Source organism: Cupriavidus basilensis (genome assembly GCF_000832305.1).
GTDB classification, from domain to species: domain Bacteria; phylum Pseudomonadota; class Gammaproteobacteria; order Burkholderiales; family Burkholderiaceae; genus Cupriavidus; species Cupriavidus basilensis_F.
The window spans coordinates 4,118,713-4,137,301 of sequence record NZ_CP010536.1 but is presented as its reverse complement, the minus strand read 5'-3'; the positions used below and the strand labels follow the sequence as shown (position 1 = coordinate 4,137,301).

Annotated in this window: 17 protein-coding genes; 14 read left to right on the top strand and 3 right to left on the bottom strand. The window is 65.4% G+C overall.

Annotated features, from left to right (window positions below):
• Positions 1–55: 55 nt before the first annotated feature.
• The 8 genes from RR42_RS19090 to msrQ all read left to right on the top strand — a co-directional run bounded on the left by RR42_RS19090 (position 56) and on the right by msrQ (position 8,201).
• A complete protein-coding gene (locus RR42_RS19090) occupies positions 56–715 on the top strand; it encodes a c-type cytochrome (protein WP_043350320.1) in 660 nt (219 codons plus the stop codon).
• A gap of 158 nt (positions 716–873) precedes the next feature.
• A complete protein-coding gene (locus tag RR42_RS19085; RefSeq protein WP_043350316.1) occupies positions 874–3,060 on the top strand; it encodes a cytochrome c biogenesis protein ResB in 2,187 nt (728 codons plus the stop codon).
• Between the two features lie 45 nt (positions 3,061–3,105).
• Positions 3,106–4,278: a c-type cytochrome biogenesis protein CcsB gene (ccsB, locus tag RR42_RS19080; RefSeq protein ID WP_173430719.1), complete on the top strand. Its 1,173-nt coding sequence runs from the start codon at positions 3,106–3,108 to the stop codon at positions 4,276–4,278.
• 149 nt (positions 4,279–4,427) lie between these two features.
• Complete coding sequence (locus tag RR42_RS19075; RefSeq protein WP_043352394.1) at positions 4,428–4,868, top strand: lipoprotein; 441 nt, start codon at positions 4,428–4,430, stop codon at positions 4,866–4,868.
• Positions 4,869–4,892: 24 nt separating this feature from the next.
• The gene (locus RR42_RS19070; RefSeq protein WP_043350311.1) at positions 4,893–5,450 is read left to right on the top strand and encodes an RNA polymerase sigma factor; all 558 of its coding nucleotides are present in this window, start codon (positions 4,893–4,895) and stop codon (positions 5,448–5,450) included.
• On the top strand, positions 5,447–6,283 hold the full coding sequence (locus RR42_RS19065; RefSeq protein ID WP_043350308.1) for an anti-sigma factor family protein: 837 nt from the start codon (positions 5,447–5,449) through the stop codon (positions 6,281–6,283). Before RR42_RS19070 ends, RR42_RS19065 begins: the two co-directional genes overlap by 4 nt.
• A gap of 221 nt (positions 6,284–6,504) precedes the next feature.
• On the top strand, positions 6,505–7,506 hold the full coding sequence (gene msrP, locus RR42_RS19060) for a protein-methionine-sulfoxide reductase catalytic subunit MsrP (protein ID WP_043350307.1): 1,002 nt from the start codon (positions 6,505–6,507) through the stop codon (positions 7,504–7,506).
• Positions 7,507–7,520: 14 nt separating this feature from the next.
• Complete coding sequence (gene msrQ / locus RR42_RS19055; protein ID WP_043352392.1) at positions 7,521–8,201, top strand: protein-methionine-sulfoxide reductase heme-binding subunit MsrQ; 681 nt, start codon at positions 7,521–7,523, stop codon at positions 8,199–8,201.
• Positions 8,202–8,415: 214 nt separating this feature from the next.
• On the opposite strand, the gene lysA is transcribed toward msrQ, so the two are convergent.
• Both lysA and lptM read right to left on the bottom strand, forming a co-directional pair.
• Positions 8,416–9,684: a diaminopimelate decarboxylase gene (gene lysA / locus RR42_RS19050; protein WP_043350304.1), complete on the bottom strand. Its 1,269-nt coding sequence runs from the start codon at positions 9,682–9,684 to the stop codon at positions 8,416–8,418.
• A gap of 2 nt (positions 9,685–9,686) precedes the next feature.
• The gene (gene lptM, locus RR42_RS41160; RefSeq protein WP_082054941.1) at positions 9,687–9,938 is read right to left on the bottom strand and encodes an LPS translocon maturation chaperone LptM; all 252 of its coding nucleotides are present in this window, start codon (positions 9,936–9,938) and stop codon (positions 9,687–9,689) included.
• Positions 9,939–10,104: 166 nt separating this feature from the next.
• Here lptM and cyaY point away from each other — a divergent pair, with 166 nt between their 5' ends.
• The gene (gene cyaY, locus RR42_RS19045; protein WP_043350301.1) at positions 10,105–10,440 is read left to right on the top strand and encodes an iron donor protein CyaY; all 336 of its coding nucleotides are present in this window, start codon (positions 10,105–10,107) and stop codon (positions 10,438–10,440) included.
• An 82-nt stretch (positions 10,441–10,522) separates the two neighbouring features.
• Here the strand turns inward: cyaY and RR42_RS19040 are convergent, their stop codons facing one another.
• Positions 10,523–12,895, bottom strand: a complete 2,373-nt coding sequence (locus tag RR42_RS19040; protein WP_043350299.1) for a penicillin-binding protein 1A — start codon at positions 12,893–12,895, stop codon at positions 10,523–10,525.
• Positions 12,896–13,266: 371 nt separating this feature from the next.
• Here RR42_RS19040 and pilM point away from each other — a divergent pair, with 371 nt between their 5' ends.
• The 5 genes from pilM to pilQ are packed head-to-tail and all read left to right on the top strand — an operon-like array spanning position 13,267 to position 18,384.
• A complete protein-coding gene (gene pilM, locus RR42_RS19035; protein ID WP_173430693.1) occupies positions 13,267–14,337 on the top strand; it encodes a type IV pilus assembly protein PilM in 1,071 nt (356 codons plus the stop codon).
• Between the two features lie 18 nt (positions 14,338–14,355).
• The gene (locus RR42_RS19030; RefSeq protein ID WP_043350295.1) at positions 14,356–15,000 is read left to right on the top strand and encodes a PilN domain-containing protein; all 645 of its coding nucleotides are present in this window, start codon (positions 14,356–14,358) and stop codon (positions 14,998–15,000) included.
• Positions 15,001–15,002: 2 nt separating this feature from the next.
• Positions 15,003–15,683, top strand: a complete 681-nt coding sequence (locus tag RR42_RS19025) for a type 4a pilus biogenesis protein PilO (RefSeq protein WP_043350292.1) — start codon at positions 15,003–15,005, stop codon at positions 15,681–15,683.
• The gene (locus RR42_RS19020) at positions 15,683–16,213 is read left to right on the top strand and encodes a pilus assembly protein PilP (protein WP_236702062.1); all 531 of its coding nucleotides are present in this window, start codon (positions 15,683–15,685) and stop codon (positions 16,211–16,213) included. Before RR42_RS19025 ends, RR42_RS19020 begins: the two co-directional genes overlap by 1 nt.
• A complete protein-coding gene (gene pilQ, locus RR42_RS19015) occupies positions 16,210–18,384 on the top strand; it encodes a type IV pilus secretin PilQ (RefSeq protein WP_043350285.1) in 2,175 nt (724 codons plus the stop codon). Before RR42_RS19020 ends, pilQ begins: the two co-directional genes overlap by 4 nt.
• The last annotated feature ends 205 nt before the right edge of the window (positions 18,385–18,589 follow it).

Here is an 18,589-nt window from a genome sequence, read left to right as displayed (position 1 = left end):
GTGTGCTGAACGGCGTGCCCCATGGAATTCAAAACAATTCAGACAAGGTGTGCGAATGAACCGCATTGCGAAACTTCTGGCTGTTGTGGCGCTGGCTCTGCCGGCAACTGCCATGACCGGTCTGGCATCTGCCGCAGAGCAGGCCGCCGCAAAGGCTGATCCGGCCAAGGGCGAAACCCTCTACACGCAAGGTGCCCCTGATCGCAATGTTCCGGCTTGCCTGAGCTGCCATGGCGCCAACGGTAACAGCGGCGGCGCCGCCAACCCGAAGCTGGCCGCCCAGCATCCGGAATACGTGCACAAGCAGCTCGACGACTTCAAAGCCAAGGCTCGCAACAACGCCATCATGTCGCCGTACGCGGCCGCCTTGTCCGAGCAGGAAATGAAGGACGTCGGCGCCTACCTGGCCAAGCAGACCCTCAAGCCTGCCACCGCCAAGAACAAGGACACCATCGAAGCCGGCCAGAAGATCTACCGCGGTGGCATCGCGGCCAAGGGCGTGCCGGCCTGCGCGGCTTGCCACGGCCCCACCGGTGCCGGCATTCCGGCCCAGTACCCGCGTATCGGCGGCCAATGGTCCGAGTACACTGAAGCGCAACTGGTTGCGTTCCGCCAGGGCACCCGCAAGAACAATCCTGTGATGACCACTATCGCCGCCAAGATGTCGGATGCCGAGATCAAGGCTGTGGCTGATTACGTCGCAGGGATTCGCTAAGTCGTTCCGCGCCGGGTAGCCGGAGCACCGTAGCGGGCCTCGCCACTCGCGAGGCGCCACGCCCAGGTGCAACCAAGCAGCCCGGCAACAATCGAAGAGGGTGGCCTGCGCGAGCATGTCCACCCTTTTTCATTTCAAGGCCGAGGGCCCCACTGCACATGTCCACCGCTTCCACGTCAGGACTGCACCTGAAGACTTCTCACCGCCTGCTACGCGACGCGGTTGAGCTGCTGTCCTCGATGCGTTTCGCTATCGCGCTGCTGACGGTGATTGCGATTGCCAGCGTGGTCGGCACCGTCCTCAAGCAGAACGAGCCCTATCCCAACTATGTGAACCAGTTCGGTCCCTTCTGGGCTGACCTGTTCCACGCGCTGTCGTTGCAAAAGGTTTACAGCTCCTGGTGGTTCCTGCTGATCCTGACCTTCCTGGTGATTTCCACCTCGCTGTGCCTGACCCGCAACGCGCCCAAGATGATCAAGGATATGCGCTCGTGGAAGGACCACGTGCGTGAGCGCAGCCTGCGGTCCTTCCACCATCACGCCGAGTTCGATTCGGGCCGTCCCCGCGCCGATGCCGTGGCGCGCCTCACCGCGCTGCTGGCGAACCGCGGCTACCGTATCAAGAGCGTTGCGCATGAGGGCGCCACCTTGCTGGCCGCCAAGGCGGGCGCGGCCAACAAGCTAGGCTACATCCTCGCGCACACCGCTATCGTGGTGATCTGCGTCGGCGGCCTGCTCGATGGCGACATGCTGATCCGCGCGCAGATGTGGTTTGGCGGCAAGAGCCCGATCAGCGGCAACGCCGTGATCAACGACATCCCGCCCGAGCACCGTTTGTCGGTCAGCAATCCGGGCTTTCGCGGCAACGCCTTCGTGCCGGAAGGCTCGACGGTGTCCACCGCCATCCTGAATATCTCGGACGGTGCGCTGGTGCAGGACCTGCCGTTCAATATCACGCTGAAGAAGTTCACCGTCGAGCATTACTCGACCGGCATGCCCAAGCTGTTCGCCTCCGACGTGGTCATCACCGACCGCGCCACCGGCCGCAAGACCGAGGCTACCATCAAGGTCAACGAGCCGCTGGTGGTGGATGGCGTGGCCATCTACCAGTCCAGCTTCGAGGATGGTGGCTCCAAGCTGAAGTTCGTTGGCTACCCGATGCAGGGCACTAGCGACAAGACCTTCGCCTTTGCCGGCACCGTGGGCGCCAACGCGCCACTGAGCGGCACGGGCAACGCGGCCGACGCCGAGGGATTGACGGTCGAGTTCAGCGATTTCCGCCTGATGAATATCGAGAACGTCACCGATGCATCGGGCAAGCCGGACGCGCGTGGCGTTGCGCGCAAGTCGCTCAACGAGAAGCTCGAGGCCCACCTGGGCTCGGCGGTCAATCCTGACCGTGCGAAGGAGTTGCGCAACGTTGGCCCTTCGGTGCAGTACAAGTTGCGCGACCGCAACGGCCAGGCGCGCGAATTCAACAACTACATGGTGCCGGTGCAACTCGACGGCCAGTCGGTCTTCCTTGCCGGCATGCGGGATACGCCTAGCGAGCCGTTCCGCTACCTTCGCATCCCGGCCGACGAGCAAAACAGCGTGGCGGACTGGATGCGCTTGCGTGCCGCGCTGCAGGACCACGCGATGCGCAGCGAAGCCGCGCGCCGCTTCGCACTTGCCTCGATGCCGGGCGAGGATCGCGAAGTATTGCGCGGCCAGTTGGCTGAGAGCGCCCTGCGCGCGCTCGACCTGTTTGCCGGCGCCTCGCGCAGCAACCCGCAAGCCCCGCCGGGCGGCTTCACCGCGATTGCCGCCTTCCTGGAAAAGTCTGTGCCGCCGGCCGAGCAGCAGAAAGCTGCGGATGTGCTGCTGAAGATCCTCAATGGCTCGATGTGGGAGCTCTGGCAGTTGGCGCGCGCGCAAGACAAGCTGCCCGTGGTGCCAAATAGTGCCAAGAGCGGCGCTTTCATGCAGCAAGCCATCAATGCGCTGTCCGACAGTTTCTTCTACACCGCGCCGGTTTTCCTGCAGCTCGACGACTTCACGGAAGTGAAGGCCAGCGTGTTCCAGATGACTCGTGCGCCAGGGAAGAACATCGTGTATCTTGGCTGTCTGCTGTTGGTGCTGGGCGTGTTCTCGATGTTCTACATCCGCGAGCGCCGCGTCTGGCTCTGGGTGAAGGATCCCGCAGATACCGCGGGAACCGCCGGGGGACAGGGCGCCGCCAGCCATGTGCTGATGGCCATGTCCACGCAGCGCCGTACACTGGATTTCGAGAAAGAGTTTGTCGCGCTGCGCGACGATGTAGGCCGCGCCGCCGGCAGCATCGACACGACCGGCGCCCGCAATTAAGCAGGAACCACTATGTCTTCGAATGTGAATCAGGCCAGGCCGGGCATGCACGAGAGTCCGGCAGGCGTTGCCGCGAGTGGCGCTGAGCAGGCCTACCTGGAGCCGTCGTTCCTGCGCCGGCTGGGCTGGGTCGACTGGCTCTTTGCCTTGATGCTGGCAGTGGGCGCGGGGTTCGCGCTGGCGCGCTATGGCGAGTGGATGAATGTCTACGACAAGGGCGTGCTGATCGCCGCGGTGCCTACCTTCGCGCTGCTGGGATGGCACTGGAAGCCGGTGCGGCTGCTGATGGTGACGCTGACCGTGTTGTCGCTGTTCGCGATCCAGCTCTACCAGGGCCAGTTGCCGCGCGCCGAGCAGGCCTTCTTCCTCAAGTACTTCCTGTCGAGCCAGTCCGCCATCTTGTGGATGAGCGCCCTGGTGTTCCTGTCCACCCTGTTCTACTGGGGCGGCTTGCTGGCGCGCTCGGAGACCGGGCTGCAGATCGGCAGCAAGATGGTGTGGGCAGCGGTGGTGCTGGGCTTTACCGGCATGCTGGTGCGCTGGTACGAGTCCTACCTCATCGGCGCGGACATCGGCCATATCCCCATCTCCAATCTGTACGAAGTGTTCGTGCTGTTCACGCTGATCACCTCGTTGTTCCACCTGTACTACGAAGGCCGCTACAAGACCCGCGCGCTGGGGCCGTTCGTGATGCTGGTGGTATCGGCGGCGGTCGGTTTCCTGCTGTGGTACACGGTCAGCCGCGATGCGAGCGAGATCCAGCCGCTGGTGCCCGCGCTGCAGAGCTGGTGGATGAAGATCCACGTGCCGGCCAATTTCATCGGCTACGGCACCTTCGCCCTGGCTGCCATGGTGTCGGTGGCCTACCTGCTCAAGCAGCACGGCATCCTCGCCGAGCGCCTGCCCTCGCTCGAAGTGCTCGACGATGTGATGTACAAGTCAATCGCTGTGGGCTTTGCCTTCTTCACCATCGCCACCATCCTGGGCGCGCTGTGGGCGGCGGAGGCCTGGGGCGGTTACTGGAGCTGGGACCCCAAGGAAACCTGGGCCCTGATCGTCTGGTTGAACTACGCGGCCTGGCTGCATATGCGGCTGATGAAGGGCCTGCGCGGCACCATGGCGGCCTGGTGGGCGCTAGTGGGTTTGCTGGTCACGACCTTCGCCTTCCTGGGCGTCAACATGTTCCTTTCCGGCCTGCATAGCTACGGCGAACTCTGACCTGGGTGTTGCGCCGCAATGAGAAAACCTGCCCATCGCTCCGATGCGGCAGGTTTTTTTTCGCCCGAATGGAATAAAGCCGTCACATCCGGTGTTTACTGAAGGGACGGCGCCGGCTGGCGGTGCCGCATCGCATGGAGATCGACATCATGGCCCTTTCCCGTCCTAACGCAGTCGCTTCCCTCGCATCGTTGTCCCGCCCCGCCGTGCTCGCGCTCGCTTCTGCAGCGGTCCTGCTGTCCGCCTGTTCGGGCATGGGCAGCATGGGTGGCAGCGCCGGCAATATGCCGCCCACGGTGAAAGTTGCCGGTGGCACATTGACCGATCCCCAGGGCCTGACGCTCTACACGTTCGACCGTGACACGGGCGGCAAGAGCGCTTGCAATGGCGGCTGCGCCACCACCTGGCCGCCCCTGATGGCCGCGCCCGGCACCAGCGCCACGGGCGACTACAGCGTGATCACGCGCGACGATGGCGGCAAGCAATGGGCCTATCGCGGCAAACCGCTCTACCGTTTCTCCAAGGACGCCAAGCCGGGCGACCGCACGGGCGACAACTTCAACAACGTCTGGCACGCGGCAACGCCCTGATACGGGCCAGGGCAACCTGACGGCATGGAAGGTTTCGACCGCCAACTGGTGGCGCTGGCGCCGCGCTTGCGGCGCCACGCCCGGGGCTTGACCGGCGACGCGGCCTCCGCCGACGACCTGGTGCAGGACACGCTGGAGCGCGCGCTGCGCTACCGCTGGCGCTTTCGCCTGCGCGCGGGCGCGTGGTGGGGCGATGGCGCGGATGGCCTGCTGTCTTGGCTGCTGACCATGATGCACCGGCTGCGCGTGAACGCGTACCGTCGCGCCGACCTGGTGACCTATACCGACACGCTGCCCGACGTACCCAGTGCTGCGCCTGAGCCCGGCCTGCGGCTGGACTTGGCGCGGGCGCTGGCCCGCTTGCCCGAGGCGCAGCGCGCGGTGATGCTGCTGGTCGGCCTGGAGCAGCTCAGCTATGCCGAGGCGGCGCTGGTGCTGGCCGTGCCGGTGGGCACCGTGATGTCCCGGCTGTCGCGGGCTCGAGAGCAGATGCGCATGCTGATGGAAGGCACGCCAGCCAAGGCGGCCGATGCGAACCCGCAGGCCGCCGGCCGCGCGGCCGGACTGCAGCGAGTCAAATGATGTCTCCAGTCAACGAAGCCGATCTCCACGCCTACGCCGATGGCCAGCTCGATCCCGCAAGACGCGCCGAGGTGGAGGCATACCTGGCCGCCCATCCCGAGGCCGGGGAGCGCGTGGCAGGCTGGCGGCGGCAGACAGACGAATTGCACGCAGCCTTCGACGGCGTGCTCAATGAATCAGTGCCGTTAGCGGCACTTCCGCTAGGGCTGCGGGGCAGTAGCCGTGATGCGGCGCGGCGGCCCGCCGGCTGGGGTATGGCGCTGGCCGTCAGCGTTGCCTCGCTGGCGGTAGGCGGCGCGGTAGGCGGCGCAATCGGGTGGATTGCGCACGATCACGCGGACACACTGGCGGCCGGGGCGCCGTCGATGGAGCGCTTCGCGCGCGAGGCACTGGCCAGCCATGTCGTCTATGCGCCGGAGGTGCGCCACCCAGTCGAGGTGGCGGCCGCCGATGAAGCCCATCTTGTTGCCTGGCTATCCAAGCGCCTGGGGGCACCGCTGCGGGTGCCGGACCTGCGTGCCCAGGGATTCCACCTGATCGGGGGCCGTCTCGGCGTGGCCGAGGGCGGCCCGTCGGCCATCCTGATGTACGAGGCAGACGACGGCACCCGGCTGTCGCTGCAACTGCGGCACATGGCGCGCGATACGCCCGACACGGGTTTCCGGCTGGAGCGCATGGGCCCGGGGCCAGGTGAGCGTCCCGCCGCTGCGGCGCGTACCATGGCCTTTTACTGGGTAGACCGGGATCTTGGCTTCGCGCTGGCCGGGCCGCTGGAACGCGCACCCTTGCTGGCATTGGCGGAGGCCGTTTACCGGCAGTATCAGGGCGGTTGAGCCTCAGCCAAGCGTCGCGCGGAGCGCCCCGCATCCGATTGCCGGCTGCAATGCGTACGTAGGCCAGGCGATGCGACGGTGACGACGGGCCCAAAAAAGATGTCAGGATTCCCTTGTGCCAACCGACTCAACCCCAAGTCCAGTCGTGCAGGCGGGCCCCACCCAGGCCCGGCACGAACGGTGAACCGCATTTTGCATATGGCACGCAACGAGGAACAACGATGCTGATCCCCTCTCCGAAATGGCTGCGCGGCGACGATATCGCCGCCAGCGAGATCACGCCCCGCGGTGTTTTCGACGCGCGGCGCCGCCTGCTGGCGCTGGCTGCAGCGGGCGCAGCGGGGAGCACGCTGGCGCCATGGTTCGCCCGCGATGCGCATGCCCAGGCGCCGCGCGGGCAGAAACTGCCGGCCACGCCCAACAATGCCTACGTCGTGCCCGAGAAGCGCACGCCTTACGAGGACGTCACCACGTACAACAACTACTACGAGTTTGGCACCGACAAGGCGGACCCGGCGCGCAACGCCGGCACGCTGCGAACCCGGCCGTGGCAGGTCGCGGTCGAAGGCCTGGTGAAGAAGCCCAAGGTTTATGACATCGACGAACTCGTGCGCCTGATGCCGATGGAAGAGCGGGTCTACCGGCTGCGCTGCGTGGAGGGCTGGTCGATGGTGATTCCGTGGAGCGGCTACGCGCTGGCCGAACTGGTCCGCCGCGTCGAGCCGCAGCCGGGCGCCAAGTATGTGGAGTTCGTCACCCTCAACGACAAAAAGCAGATGCCCGGTGTCAGCGCCCGCGTGCTGGACTGGCCTTACACCGAAGGGCTGCGCATGGACGAGGCGATGCACCCGCTGACCTTGCTGGCCTTTGGCCTGTATGGAGAGGTGCTGCCCAACCAGAACGGTGCGCCCGTGCGCGTGGTGGTGCCCTGGAAGTACGGCTTCAAGAGCGCCAAGTCTATCGTCAAGATCCGCTTTGTCGACAAGCAACCCGCCACCAGTTGGAACCTTGCCGCGGCGCAGGAGTACGGCTTTTACTCCAACGTGAACCCGGACGTGGATCACCCGCGCTGGAGCCAGGCTACGGAGCGCCGCATCGGCGAGGACAAAGGCAGCGGCTTTGGCGCGCTGTTCGCGCCCAAGCGCAAGACGCTGCCGTTCAACGGCTACGGGCAGCAGGTGGCGTCGCTGTACCAGGGCATGGACCTGCGGAAGTTCTTCTGATGGCGCCCCCGGAGATGTCCCCGTCGCGCCAGGCGGTTCGCTCGTCGCGGGCGGCGGGGCAGCCTGGGCTCGCGACGCTTGCGCCGGAACGCGTGCGCACGGTGAAGGTGGCGGTGTGGCTGCTTGCCATGCTGCCTTTCCTGCGGCTGCTCTGTCTCGGCTTTACCGATCAGTTCGGCGCCAATCCGCTGGAGTTCGTCACACGCTCGACCGGCACCTGGACGCTGGTCATGCTGTGCGTCACGCTGGCGGTGACGCCGCTGCGCCGGCTCACGGGCTGGAACTGGCTGATCCGGCTGCGCCGCATGCTCGGGCTCTTTGCCTTCTTCTACGCGCTGCAGCACTTCCTGTTGTGGCTTGCCGTGGACCGGGGCTTCGATGTGGCCTACATGATCAAGGACATTGCCAAGCGCCCCTTCATCACGGTTGGGTTTGCCGCCTTCGTGCTGATGGTGCCGCTGGCGGCCACCTCGGCCAATGTCATGGTCAAGTGGCTAGGTGGCAAGCGCTGGCAAGGGCTGCACCGGGCGGTGTACGCCATCGCCGTGCTGGCGATCCTGCACTACTGGTGGCATAAGGCAGGCAAGCACGACTTTGGCACGGTATCGATCTATGCCGCCGTGGTGTTCGGGTTGCTGGCGATGCGGATCTGGTGGTGGCGCAAGCCTGCAACTGGCCTCAAGGCACAAAGGTAGAACACAAAGGTAGAGCGTGATTTCGCGCTCGGCAGGGCGGGGCGGCCGCCCCGCTTGGGGGCGCCAAAGGGCTTCAAGATGTCCCCGGACCCGGCCCAGCCGCCGTCAAGCAGCGGCGCCGCCCCGGAAAGCGCCGCAGGTTGTCGGATTGCAGCGCCAGCACAGCCTGGTCCTGGCGCGCCACACGCCGAGTGGCGGCGAGGAGGGCGGGCGCCTAGCCTTGCAGCAGGCGTTCGTCGCGGAACAGGTCAGCCACGTGCTCGCGGCCGCGCACCAGATGCACGTCGTCGCCGTCAACCATGACTTCGGCAGCGCGCGGGCGGGTGTTGTAGTTGGAGCTCATGACAAAGCCATAGGCGCCGGCCGACATCACGGCCAGCAGGTCGCCCGGCTGCACCGCCAGGGCGCGGTCGCGGCCGAGCCAGTCGCCGGATTCGCACACCGGGCCGACCACGTCGTAGGTCAGGGCGGTGGCCTGCGCGGCTTCGCGCAGTTGCACGGGCTCGATGCGGTGGTAGGCCTCGTACATGGCAGGGCGGGCCAGGTCGTTCATGGCCGCGTCAACGATGCAGAAGTTCTTGGCGGCGCCCGGCTTGAGGAACTCGACCTGGGTCAGCAGCACGCCGGCATTGCCCACCAGCGAGCGGCCCGGCTCGAACAGCACCTCGCGATGGCCATGGCCACGCTCTGCCACGCGGTCCAGCAGCGTGCGGGCAAAGCCGGTGATGTCCGGCGGGGTCTCGTCGTCGTAAGTGATGCCCAGTCCACCGCCTACGTCGATATGCTCAAGATTGATGCCTTCGCGTTCCAGCGCTTCCACCACGTCCAGCACCTTGTCCAGCGCTTCCAGATAAGGGGCGACCTCGGTGATCTGCGAGCCGATATGGCAGTCGATGCCCGCGACTTCCAGGTGCGGCAGCGCGGCGGCGGCGCGGTAGGTCGGCAGCACGTCCTCAAAGGCGACGCCGAACTTGTTGCCCTTCAGGCCGGTGGAGATATACGGGTGGGTCTTGGCGTCCACATCCGGGTTGATGCGCAGCGACACGCGCGCGCGCTTGCCCAGGCGGCCGGCCACGGCATTGAGGCGGTCCAGCTCGGGGATCGACTCGACATTGAACGACAGCACATCATGCTGGAGCGCCAGTTCCATCTCGGCGGCGGTCTTGCCCACGCCCGAGAACACTACCTTGCGCGGATCGCCGCCCACTGCCAGCACGCGCTGCAGCTCGCCGCCAGACACGATATCGAAGCCCGCGCCGAGCCTGGCGAAGACCTGCAGGATCGCCAGGTTCGAATTGGCCTTCATGGCGTACTGCACACGCGCGCGGCGCCCCTGGCACGCAGCGGCGTAGGCTTGGTAGGCGGCGGTCAGAGCGGCGCGCGAGTAGACGTAGGTAGGGGTGCCGTATTCGGCGGCAATGCGCGCGAGCGGCACGTGCTCGACGCTCAGGGCGCCGTCGTGGCGATGGAAGAAGGCGGTCATGGTTATTTGGCGGTGGGAGTGGCGTCCGGCGCTGCGTCCGGTGCCGTGGCGGGTGCCGCAGTGGGGGCGGAGCCCCGGGGAGCCGCCGGATTCGGCACGGCCGGGTTGCCCAGGCCGGGATCCGGTACACCCGGCTGCGCCGGTGCGGGAGGCTGCTTGGGCATCGTCAGCGGGCCGCGGATGCCGCATCCCGACAGCAGGGGCATCGCAAGGCTGGCGGCAAACGCCGATACAATCGCAACACGACGCAACATCGGGTCGTCCTTAAAATGTCGTCCAGGGTCGTCCCCGATCGTCCCGGAGTGTCCCTCAAGCGGAGCGCGGCGGGACCACCGGAAATACGAAGTACTTTTCAATACGCTGCCGGCTACGGCACTACATCGCTATAGCGGCCGCTGGCCGGCGGTCTTGGAGTTTAGCATGCCCCCCATGAGTGAAAGTGAGTTCCTGGCGCTGGCCCAGCAAGAGCTGGACCGGCTGGAAAGCGCGGTGGAAACCGCCGCCGACGCAGCCGACGCCGACATCGAAATCAACCGTGCCGGCAATCTCATGGAGCTCGAATTCGAAGACGGCTCCAAGATCATCGTCAACAGCCAGGCTCCCATGCAGGAACTGTGGGTGGCCGCGCGCTCGGGGGGGTTCCATTTTCGCCATGATGGCCAGCGCTGGGTCGATACGCGCGGCGGCGGTGAGCTGTATGCGGCGCTATCAGGCTACGTGAGCCAGCAGGCGGGGGTGACGCTGAAACTGGCCTGAGCGCTTTCGCCCACGCGCATGAAAAAAGCCGGCGATGGTTTCGCCGGCTTTTTCATTCGCGGGAAGCTGTCCCGGCGAGCCCTCAGCCGCCGCCGAACATTTCCAGGATGCGCTTCTTCTCTGCCTCGACGTCGGCGGGCGATTGCGTGCTTTCGTCCGGCTTGCCAGGCCACGGATCGCCCAGGCCAACCGAAGCCACGCCGGCGCCGCCCGCGTTTTCCTCGAAGGTCCAGTCGCCGCCCACCATGACCACGCCTTCCGGGGCCTGGCGTTCGGGGAGTTCCGGTACGCCCTTGAGCATCTTGCCCATGTAGCCCACCCAGATCGGCAGGGCCAGGCCGCCGCCGGTCTCGCGCACGCCCAGGCTCTTGGGCTGGTCGTAGCCCATCCAGGCGATCGCCACCAGCTTGGGCGTGTAGCCGGCGAACCAGGCGTCGACGGCGTCGTTGGTAGTGCCGGTCTTGCCGGCCAGGTCGTTGCGGCCCAGGCGCTGCTTGGCGCTGTTGGCCGTGCCGCTGCGCACTACCTCACGCAGCATGGTGTCGGCGATAAAGGCGGTGCGGGCATCCAGCACGCGCACCGCATCGGCGCCGGCGCGCTGGGGCTTGGTTTCGGAGATCACATTGCCGCGCGCATCGACCACCTTCTGGATCAGGTAGGGATTGACGCGGTAGCCGCCGTTGGCAAAGACCGAGTAGGCGCCAGCCATTTGCAGCGGGGTGACGCTGCCGGCGCCCAGCGCCATCGGCAGGTAAGCCGGGTGCTTGTCGGCGTCAAAGCCAAAGCGCGTGATGTAGTCCTGGGCGTACTGGGTGCCGATGGCGCGCAGGATGCGCACCGACACCAGATTCTTGGACTTTGCCAGCGCGCGGCGCATGGTCATCGGGCCTTCGAACTTGCCGTCGTAGTTCTTCGGCTCCCAGACCTGGCCACCGTTATCGCTGATCGACAGCGGCGCGTCGTTGATCACCGTGGCGGGGGAGAACCCCTTTTCCAGCGCCGCGGAGTAAATGAACGGCTTGAAGCTGGAGCCGGGCTGGCGCCAGGCCTGCGTCACGTGGTTGAACTTGTTGCGGTTGAAGTCGAAGCCGCCAACCATCGAGCGGATCTCGCCGTCTTCCGGGTTGAGCGAGATGAATGCGGCGGATACTTCCGGTAACTGCGTGACCGTCCATGCGCCTTTTTCGTCCTGCGTCACGCGGATGATCGCACCCGGCCGGATCTTGGCCTTGGGCTGCGCATTGGCCGCCAGCGACGGCGCGATGAAGCGCAGCGCCTGGCCTTCGATGGTGGCGACTTCGCCGGACAGCAGCGTGGCGGTGACCTGCTTGGCCGTCACGCTGGTGACCACGGCCGAGCGCAGGTCGTCGCTGCCCGGGTGCTCCAGCAGCGCGTCGTCGATGGCCTGCTCGCGCTCGTCCGCGCCAGCGGGCAGGTCGATAAAGGCCTCGGGGCCTCGATAGCCGTGGCGGCGCTCGTAATTCATGATGCCCGAGCGCACCGCCTCATAGGCGGCGTCCTGGTCGGGCTTGTTCAGCGTGGTGTAGACCGTCAGGCCGCGGGTGTAGGTTTCCTCGCGGTACTGCGCGTACATCAACTGGCGCACGATCTCGGCCACGTACTCGGCGTGGGTGGAGAACTCATTGCCCTCGCCGCGCACCTTCAGTTCTTCGTGGATGGCCTGTTCGTATTGCTCGGGCGTGAGGTAGCGCAGGTCGCGCATGCGCTGCAGGATGTACTCCTGGCGCACCTTGGCGCGCTTGGGGTTGACCACCGGGTTATACGCGGACGGTGCCTTGGGCAGGCCGGCCAGCATGGCGGCCTCGGCCGGCGTCACGTCCTTGATCGACTTGCCGAAATACACCCGGGCCGCGCTGGCAAAGCCATAGGCGCGCTGCCCCAGGTAGATCTGGTTCATGTACAACTCGAGGATCTGGTCCTTGGACAAGTTGGCCTCGATCTTGTAGGCCAGCAGCATTTCATACAGCTTGCGGGTGTAGGTCTTCTCGCTGGAGAGGAAGAAGTTGCGCGCCACCTGCATGGTGATGGTGGAGGCGCCCTGCGACAGGCCGCCGCGCAGGTTGGCCAGCCCGGCGCGCAGCACGCCGACGAAGTCGACGCCGCCGTGTTCGTAGAAGCGATCGTCCTCGATGGCCAGCACGGCCTTCTTCATCACGTCCGGTATTTCCGCAATCGGCACGAAATTGCGCCGTTCCTCGCCGAACTCACCAATGAGCACGTTGTCGGCCGTGTAGATCCGCAATGGGATCTTCGGGCGGTAATCCGTGATGGTGTCGAGCGATGGCAGGTTGGGCGCGGCCACCAGCAGCGCGTATCCCACCAGCAGTGCCACCGCCACGATCCCGGCCACCAGCAGGCCCAGGGCCCAAAAGGTCAGCCGGATCCAGATCGGACGTCGGGCAGGTAGGGACGGCTTCTGTTGTGCTGTGGCCATAAGGGAAATACCTAGTTAGAGGTGCCGGGATTATATCTCCCGGGATACTTCGCTCCCGGCGCGTTGTGGCGCGCAAGCCGCTATCGCGCTGTTACAAGATGTAATGGGATTGAGATCTGCATGAAACGAAAAGATGGGCGAAGTGGGCAGGGCGCCGGGCACCGTGGGATTTTGGCAACGCTTTGTGAGGGGTGTTGATGAAAAGCAATCGTGGTCAAACCGGCACATTGCCAGCGCCCCGTTTTTTAGTGAGAATCCATCAACTAAAAGAGCAAAACGTTTCATCCAAGAAACAATACAGACTCGCCAAATTAGAGCAACCAAGCCAAGGCGAGTTCAACGGTCAGGGGGTCACCTTGCGGCGAGGCATCTTGTCGGGGTTGTTGCGCCGTACGACGGTCGGCGTTGACATCGGGTCGTCCAGCGTTAAGGTAGTCGAGCTGTCCGTGGGCAGTGGCAAAAGCGACTATCGGCTGGAGAAATGTGCCAGCGAACTGCTGGACCGTAGTGCCGTTGCCGATGGCAACGTGGTCAATATCGAAGCCGTTGGCATCGCTCTGAAGCGCGCCCTCGGCAAAGCCGGCATCCGCACCAAGGAGGTGGTGCTCGGCGTGCCTTCGATGCTGACCGAATCGCAGACCGTCAGCCTGCCGGACAACCTGTCCGAGGACGAGCTTTACGTCCAGGTGGAATCCGAGGCGCATCGCCTTTATCCGCCATCGCAGGCCGTCAATTTCGATTTCGCCGTGATCGGCCCCAGCGAAACCGAGGGCGGCATCGGCGTGCGCGTTACCGCGGCAAACAGCGACCGTGTGCAGGAGCGCGTGACCGCTGCCGAAATGGCCGGGCTCAAGCCGCACGTGATGGACGTCGAGGAATACGCGGTGCAGCGTTCCGTGGTGCAGATGCTGGGCGTGTCCGCCGACATCAGCGCCACCGACGCCAAGGAGCTGCCTGTGGTGGCCGTGATCCACCTTGGCGGCAGCCGCTCCAAGGCGATCTTCTACCAAGGCTGGAAAGAGCTCTACGAGCAGCCGCTCAACAGCTACGGCGACCAGCTCACCCAGAGCGCGGCGCGCATGTTTACACTGGATGCGCTCAAGGCCGAGATCAAGAAGCGCAAGAATACGCTGCCCGAAGCCTGGCGCACCCAGTTGCTCAAGCCCTCCCTGGAGGCGCTGGCGGTGGAGGTGCAAGGCGCCGTGCGCAACTTCCTGTCAGCTTCAAGCATCGGCCGGGTCGACGAGATCCTGCTCTCCGGTGGCCATGCGTCGCTGATCGGCGTGCAAGCCGCGATCGAGCAGCAAACCGAGATCACCGCCACGCTGGCCAATCCCTTTGCCAACATGATGACAGCCGTCAAGGTCAACGAGCGCTATCTGCAGCGCGACCTGCCGGCCTACATCGTGAGCGCCGGGCTTGCGCTGCGCGGCCTGCAGTAAGCCAGCGAGGGAAGCCGCATGCCAACCAATTCGATCCCGACAGTTAATCTGCTGCCTTACCACGAAGCCCGCAGGGCCTCGCGGCGCAAGAAGGTCTATGCCCTGCTGGGCGGCGCGGCCGGCGCCGGCGCGCTGGTGGTGCTGCTGGGCGGCATGTACATCGATCACCGCGTCGATGCCGTGTCCAGCCTGAACCAGGTGCTTCTCGCAGAGAACAACCGCATGGACGGGCAGATCCGCGAGGTCAATTCGCTGCGCAAGGATATTGAAGGGCTGCTGCAGCGGCAGAAGGCCATCGAGGGCCTGCAGAACGAGCGCAATCGTCCCGTGCAGCTGCTGGAGGAACTGGTGCGCCAGGTGCCCGAAGGCGTGTACCTGACCACTCTCAAGCAGACCGGCGACGCCTTTACCGTGACCGGCATCGCGCAGTCGAACGAGCGCGTGTCGGAGTTGCTGCGCAACCTTAGCCAGGTGCAGTGGCTGGACAAGGCCGAGCTGGGCGAATCCAAGGCCGTGATGATGACCAACAACCTGCGCGAGCAACGGCGCCTGTTCGATTTCTCCATGCGCTTCGCCTACCGTGCGCCGCAAGCGCCGGAAGACGGCAAGAAGGGCAAGGCCGGCCTCGCCGGCGCGAGTGCGCCAGCAGGCGGAAAGGGCTGACCATGGCACTCAATAGCGAAATCTCGCTCGCCACGCTGAACGATCTCACCGCGCAGTTCCGCGGCCTGAACCTCAATGAGCCGGAAACCTGGCCGACCGCCCCGCGCGTGCTGTTCGCGGTGCTGGCTGCGGTGCTGGTGCTGCTGCTGGGCTGGCAGTTCTACTGGAGCGGCAAGCTCGAGGATCTCGATCGCCGGCATGCCGAGCAGGACACCCTGAAGCAGTCCTACCTGAGCAAGGTGGCGCAGGTGGCCAACCTGGATGCGCTTCGCAAGCAAAAGGCGGAAGTGGAGCAGCGCGTGGCGCTGGTCGAGCGCCAGTTGCCCAATAAGACCGAGATGGACGCGCTGCTGGCCGACGTCAATCACGCTGGCGTGGCGCGCGGCCTGCAGTTCGAGTTGTTCAAGCCGCAAGCCGCCGTGATCAAGCCGTACTTTGCCGAGATCCCGGTCAACCTGAAGGTCACCGGCCGCTACCACGACGTGGCCCAGTTCAATGCCGATGTTGCTGCGCTCTCGCGCATCGTCTCGATGCAGGGGCTGCAGTTCACCACCGGCAAGGATGGCGGGCTGACGATGGAAGCCACGGCCATGGCCTACCGCGCGCTGGACCCTGACGAACAGGCGGCGCAGCGCAAGGCGGAAGCCGCGGCGGCCAAGACGGCTGCGGGAGCAAAGAAATGATGCCAGCGATCCAGGCTTCGCGCCTGCGTGCCTGCGCTTGCGCGCTGATCGGCGCTGCGCTGTTGGCAGCCTGCGGGGGCAGCGAGGAAGACGGCCTGCGCCAATGGATGGCGCAAGCCCAGGCCGCCAAGGCGCCGCCGCCGGCGCCGCTGCCCGAGCCCAAACCTTACGTGCCGCGCGACTACGCGGGCCGCAGCGCGCCCGAGCCCTTTGCCCAGAACAAGATCGGCGACCTGAACCGGGTCCTGTCCGAGTCGCCGGAATCCGGCCGGCGGCGCGAGCCGCTGGAGGATTTCCCGCTGGAGAACTTCAAGATGCTGGGCGCCATGAAGAAGAGCGGCGAGACCTACGGCGTCGTGCAGGTAGATAACAAGATCCACCACGTCAAGGTGGGGCAGTATCTCGGCCAGAATTACGGCCGGGTGGTCCGCATCAACGATCAGGAGATCGTGTTGCGCGAATTGGTCCGGGAAGGGGTAGCCGAGTGGAAAGAGAAAATGACCAGCCTGAAGCTGGAGGGGTCGGCATGATCATGGGTCGCTGGTACCGGGCGCTTGCGGGCGCCGCAATGATGACGCTGGTATTGGCCGCGCCGGCTGCACTGGCGCAGCCGACGCCGGGCAATGCCATCAAGCGCGTCGACGCCTCCACGGTGGGCGAGCAGACCGTGTTCACGGTCGAGATGCAGGGGCCGCCGGCGCAAAAACCGGCCGACTTCACCACGCAGAATCCGCCCAAGCTCGCCATCGACTTTCTCGATACCGGCTTCGCGGCCGGGCGGGCGCAATATGACTTCGGCGGCAAGTTGCTCAAGAGCGCCAACGTGGTCCAGATAGGCGATCGCACCCGTGTGATCCTTGACCTGACCCGCGTGGCCAGCTACCGCACCGAGGTGCGCGGCAACCTGTTCGTGGTGCTGCTCGATAATGTCGCCCCGACTGCCCGCGCGGCGGTGCCGACGTTCGCCCCCAGCTCGGCGCAGGCGCCAGCAGTGCCGGCGATGCGGCCGACCGTGCGCAATATCGATTTCCGCCGTGGCCAGGATGGCGCTGGCCGCATCGTGGTGGATCTTTCCTCGCGCGACTCCGGCATCAATATCGCGCAGCAGGGCCAGAACGTGGTGGTCGATTTCCTCAACACATCGCTGCCCGACGGCATGCGCAGGCGCTTTGACGTGACGGATTTCGGCACTCCGGTGCAGGGCATGCGCGCGAGCGACAACAACGGCAGCACCCGCCTCACCATCGAGCCGCGCGGCAACTGGGAGTACAGCTCCTACCAGACCGATACGCAGTTCGTGGTGGAGGTGCGCCCGGTCAAGGAAGATCCGGCCAAGCTGATCAGCGGGGCAGGCTTTCGCGGCGAGCGGCTCTCGCTGAACTTCCAGAACATCGATATCCGCTCGCTGCTGCAGGTGTTTGCCGATTTCACCAATCTCAACATCATCACCAGCGAAAGTGTGCAGGGCAACCTGACCCTGCGCCTGAAGGATGTGCCCTGGGACCAGGCGCTGCAGATCGTGCTCGATGCCAAGGGACTGGCCTCGCGCCGCAACGGCAATGTGCTGTGGGTGGCGCCAAAGGCCGAGCTGGCCACCAAGGAAAAGCTCGAACTCGAGTCGCAGCAGCAGATCAATGACCTCGAGCCGATCCGCAGCCAGGTGTTCCAGCTCAACTACCAGCGTGCCGAAGACGTGCGGCGCATGCTGCTCGGGCTGGCCGCGGCGGGTGCAGGCGGCGTCGGCGGCGCGGGCGCGTTGGGCAGCGTGGGCGCAGTCGGGGCGGTCGGCATAGGCGGTGTGGCTGCCAGTAACACCCGCATGCTGTCCAAGCGCGGCTCGCTGACGGCCGATCCCCGTACCAACCAGCTGTTCGTGTCCGATATCGCGACCAAGCTCGAAGAGGTGCAGAGTTTCCTCGGCAAGATCGACATCCCGGTGCGCCAGGTCATCATCGAGGCGCGCATCGTCGAGGCCAACGATACCTTTAGCCGCAACTTGGGCGTCAGGCTGGGTTTTGCCTCCAAGACGGCAGGTGCCGGCTACGGCAACACCTACACCAATGTGGTCAGCCCGGTGACGCAGAACGCAACCTGGGACAACGGCCCGGCGCTGAGCCTGCCGGCGGCGGCGATCAACGGCGTCAACCCGGGCTCGGTCGCGGTCAGCCTGTTCAGCAACACGGCCGGCCGTTTCCTGGCGCTCGAGCTGTCCGCGCTGGAAGCGGACGGGCGGGGCAAGATCATCTCCAGCCCGCGCGTGGTCACCGCCAACAATATCAAGGCGCTGATCGAGCAAGGCACGGAGTTGCCCTACCAGGCCGCCACCTCCAGTGGCGCCACCTCGGTGCAGTTCCGCAAGGCCAACCTGAAGCTGGAAGTCACGCCGCAGATCACGCCGGAAGGCAATGTGCTGCTGGATGTCGACGTCAACAAGGACAGCGTGGGCATTCAGACCACCTCGGGCTTCGCCATCGACACCAAGCACGTGCAGACGCAGGTGCTGGTGGAGAACGGTGGCACGGTGGTGATTGGCGGCATCTATAGCCAGACCGAGTCCACCAATGTGAACAAGGTGCCACTGCTGGGGGACATCCCGATCCTCGGCAACCTGTTCAAGGACAACGCCAAGGTCAACAACCGGACCGAGCTGCTGGTGTTCCTGACACCGCGCGTGCTCAACGACAGTGTGTCGCTGAAATAGCGCCCGCGCCCGCCGGATGCAGTAGACTGACAGGCCGCATCGTTCCGATGCGGCTTTTTTATTGTCCAGGCGTGCTAGAGAGGTTGGGCGAAGGTGCATGTGGCCGGCGCGCAAGGCGTGTCGCGAGGTGGGTTGCCTTGTGCCGATTGCGCCTCGCCACTTGCCCGGATCGTCCCAACATAAGAAGATGATGCAGTTTTCCACC

Excerpts from the sequence above, each read along its gene's own strand:
- RR42_RS19090 (WP_043350320.1), top strand. The coding sequence starts at position 56 with ATGAACCGCATTGCGAAACTTCTGGCTGTTGTGGCGCTGGCTCTGCCG.
- RR42_RS19085 (WP_043350316.1), top strand. The coding sequence starts at position 874 with ATGTCCACCGCTTCCACGTCAGGACTGCACCTGAAGACTTCTCACCGC.
- ccsB (WP_173430719.1), top strand. The coding sequence starts at position 3,106 with ATGCACGAGAGTCCGGCAGGCGTTGCCGCGAGTGGCGCTGAGCAGGCC.
- RR42_RS19075 (WP_043352394.1), top strand. The coding sequence starts at position 4,428 with ATGGCCCTTTCCCGTCCTAACGCAGTCGCTTCCCTCGCATCGTTGTCC.
- RR42_RS19070 (WP_043350311.1), top strand. The coding sequence starts at position 4,893 with ATGGAAGGTTTCGACCGCCAACTGGTGGCGCTGGCGCCGCGCTTGCGG.
- RR42_RS19065 (WP_043350308.1), top strand. The coding sequence starts at position 5,447 with ATGATGTCTCCAGTCAACGAAGCCGATCTCCACGCCTACGCCGATGGC.
- msrP (WP_043350307.1), top strand. The coding sequence starts at position 6,505 with ATGCTGATCCCCTCTCCGAAATGGCTGCGCGGCGACGATATCGCCGCC.
- msrQ (WP_043352392.1), top strand. The coding sequence starts at position 7,521 with ATGTCCCCGTCGCGCCAGGCGGTTCGCTCGTCGCGGGCGGCGGGGCAG.
- lysA (WP_043350304.1), bottom strand. The coding sequence starts at position 9,684 with ATGACCGCCTTCTTCCATCGCCACGACGGCGCCCTGAGCGTCGAGCAC.
- lptM (WP_082054941.1), bottom strand. The coding sequence starts at position 9,938 with ATGTTGCGTCGTGTTGCGATTGTATCGGCGTTTGCCGCCAGCCTTGCG.
- cyaY (WP_043350301.1), top strand. The coding sequence starts at position 10,105 with ATGCCCCCCATGAGTGAAAGTGAGTTCCTGGCGCTGGCCCAGCAAGAG.
- RR42_RS19040 (WP_043350299.1), bottom strand. The coding sequence starts at position 12,895 with ATGGCCACAGCACAACAGAAGCCGTCCCTACCTGCCCGACGTCCGATC.
- RR42_RS19030 (WP_043350295.1), top strand. The coding sequence starts at position 14,356 with ATGCCAACCAATTCGATCCCGACAGTTAATCTGCTGCCTTACCACGAA.
- RR42_RS19025 (WP_043350292.1), top strand. The coding sequence starts at position 15,003 with ATGGCACTCAATAGCGAAATCTCGCTCGCCACGCTGAACGATCTCACC.
- RR42_RS19020 (WP_236702062.1), top strand. The coding sequence starts at position 15,683 with ATGCCAGCGATCCAGGCTTCGCGCCTGCGTGCCTGCGCTTGCGCGCTG.
- pilQ (WP_043350285.1), top strand. The coding sequence starts at position 16,210 with ATGATCATGGGTCGCTGGTACCGGGCGCTTGCGGGCGCCGCAATGATG.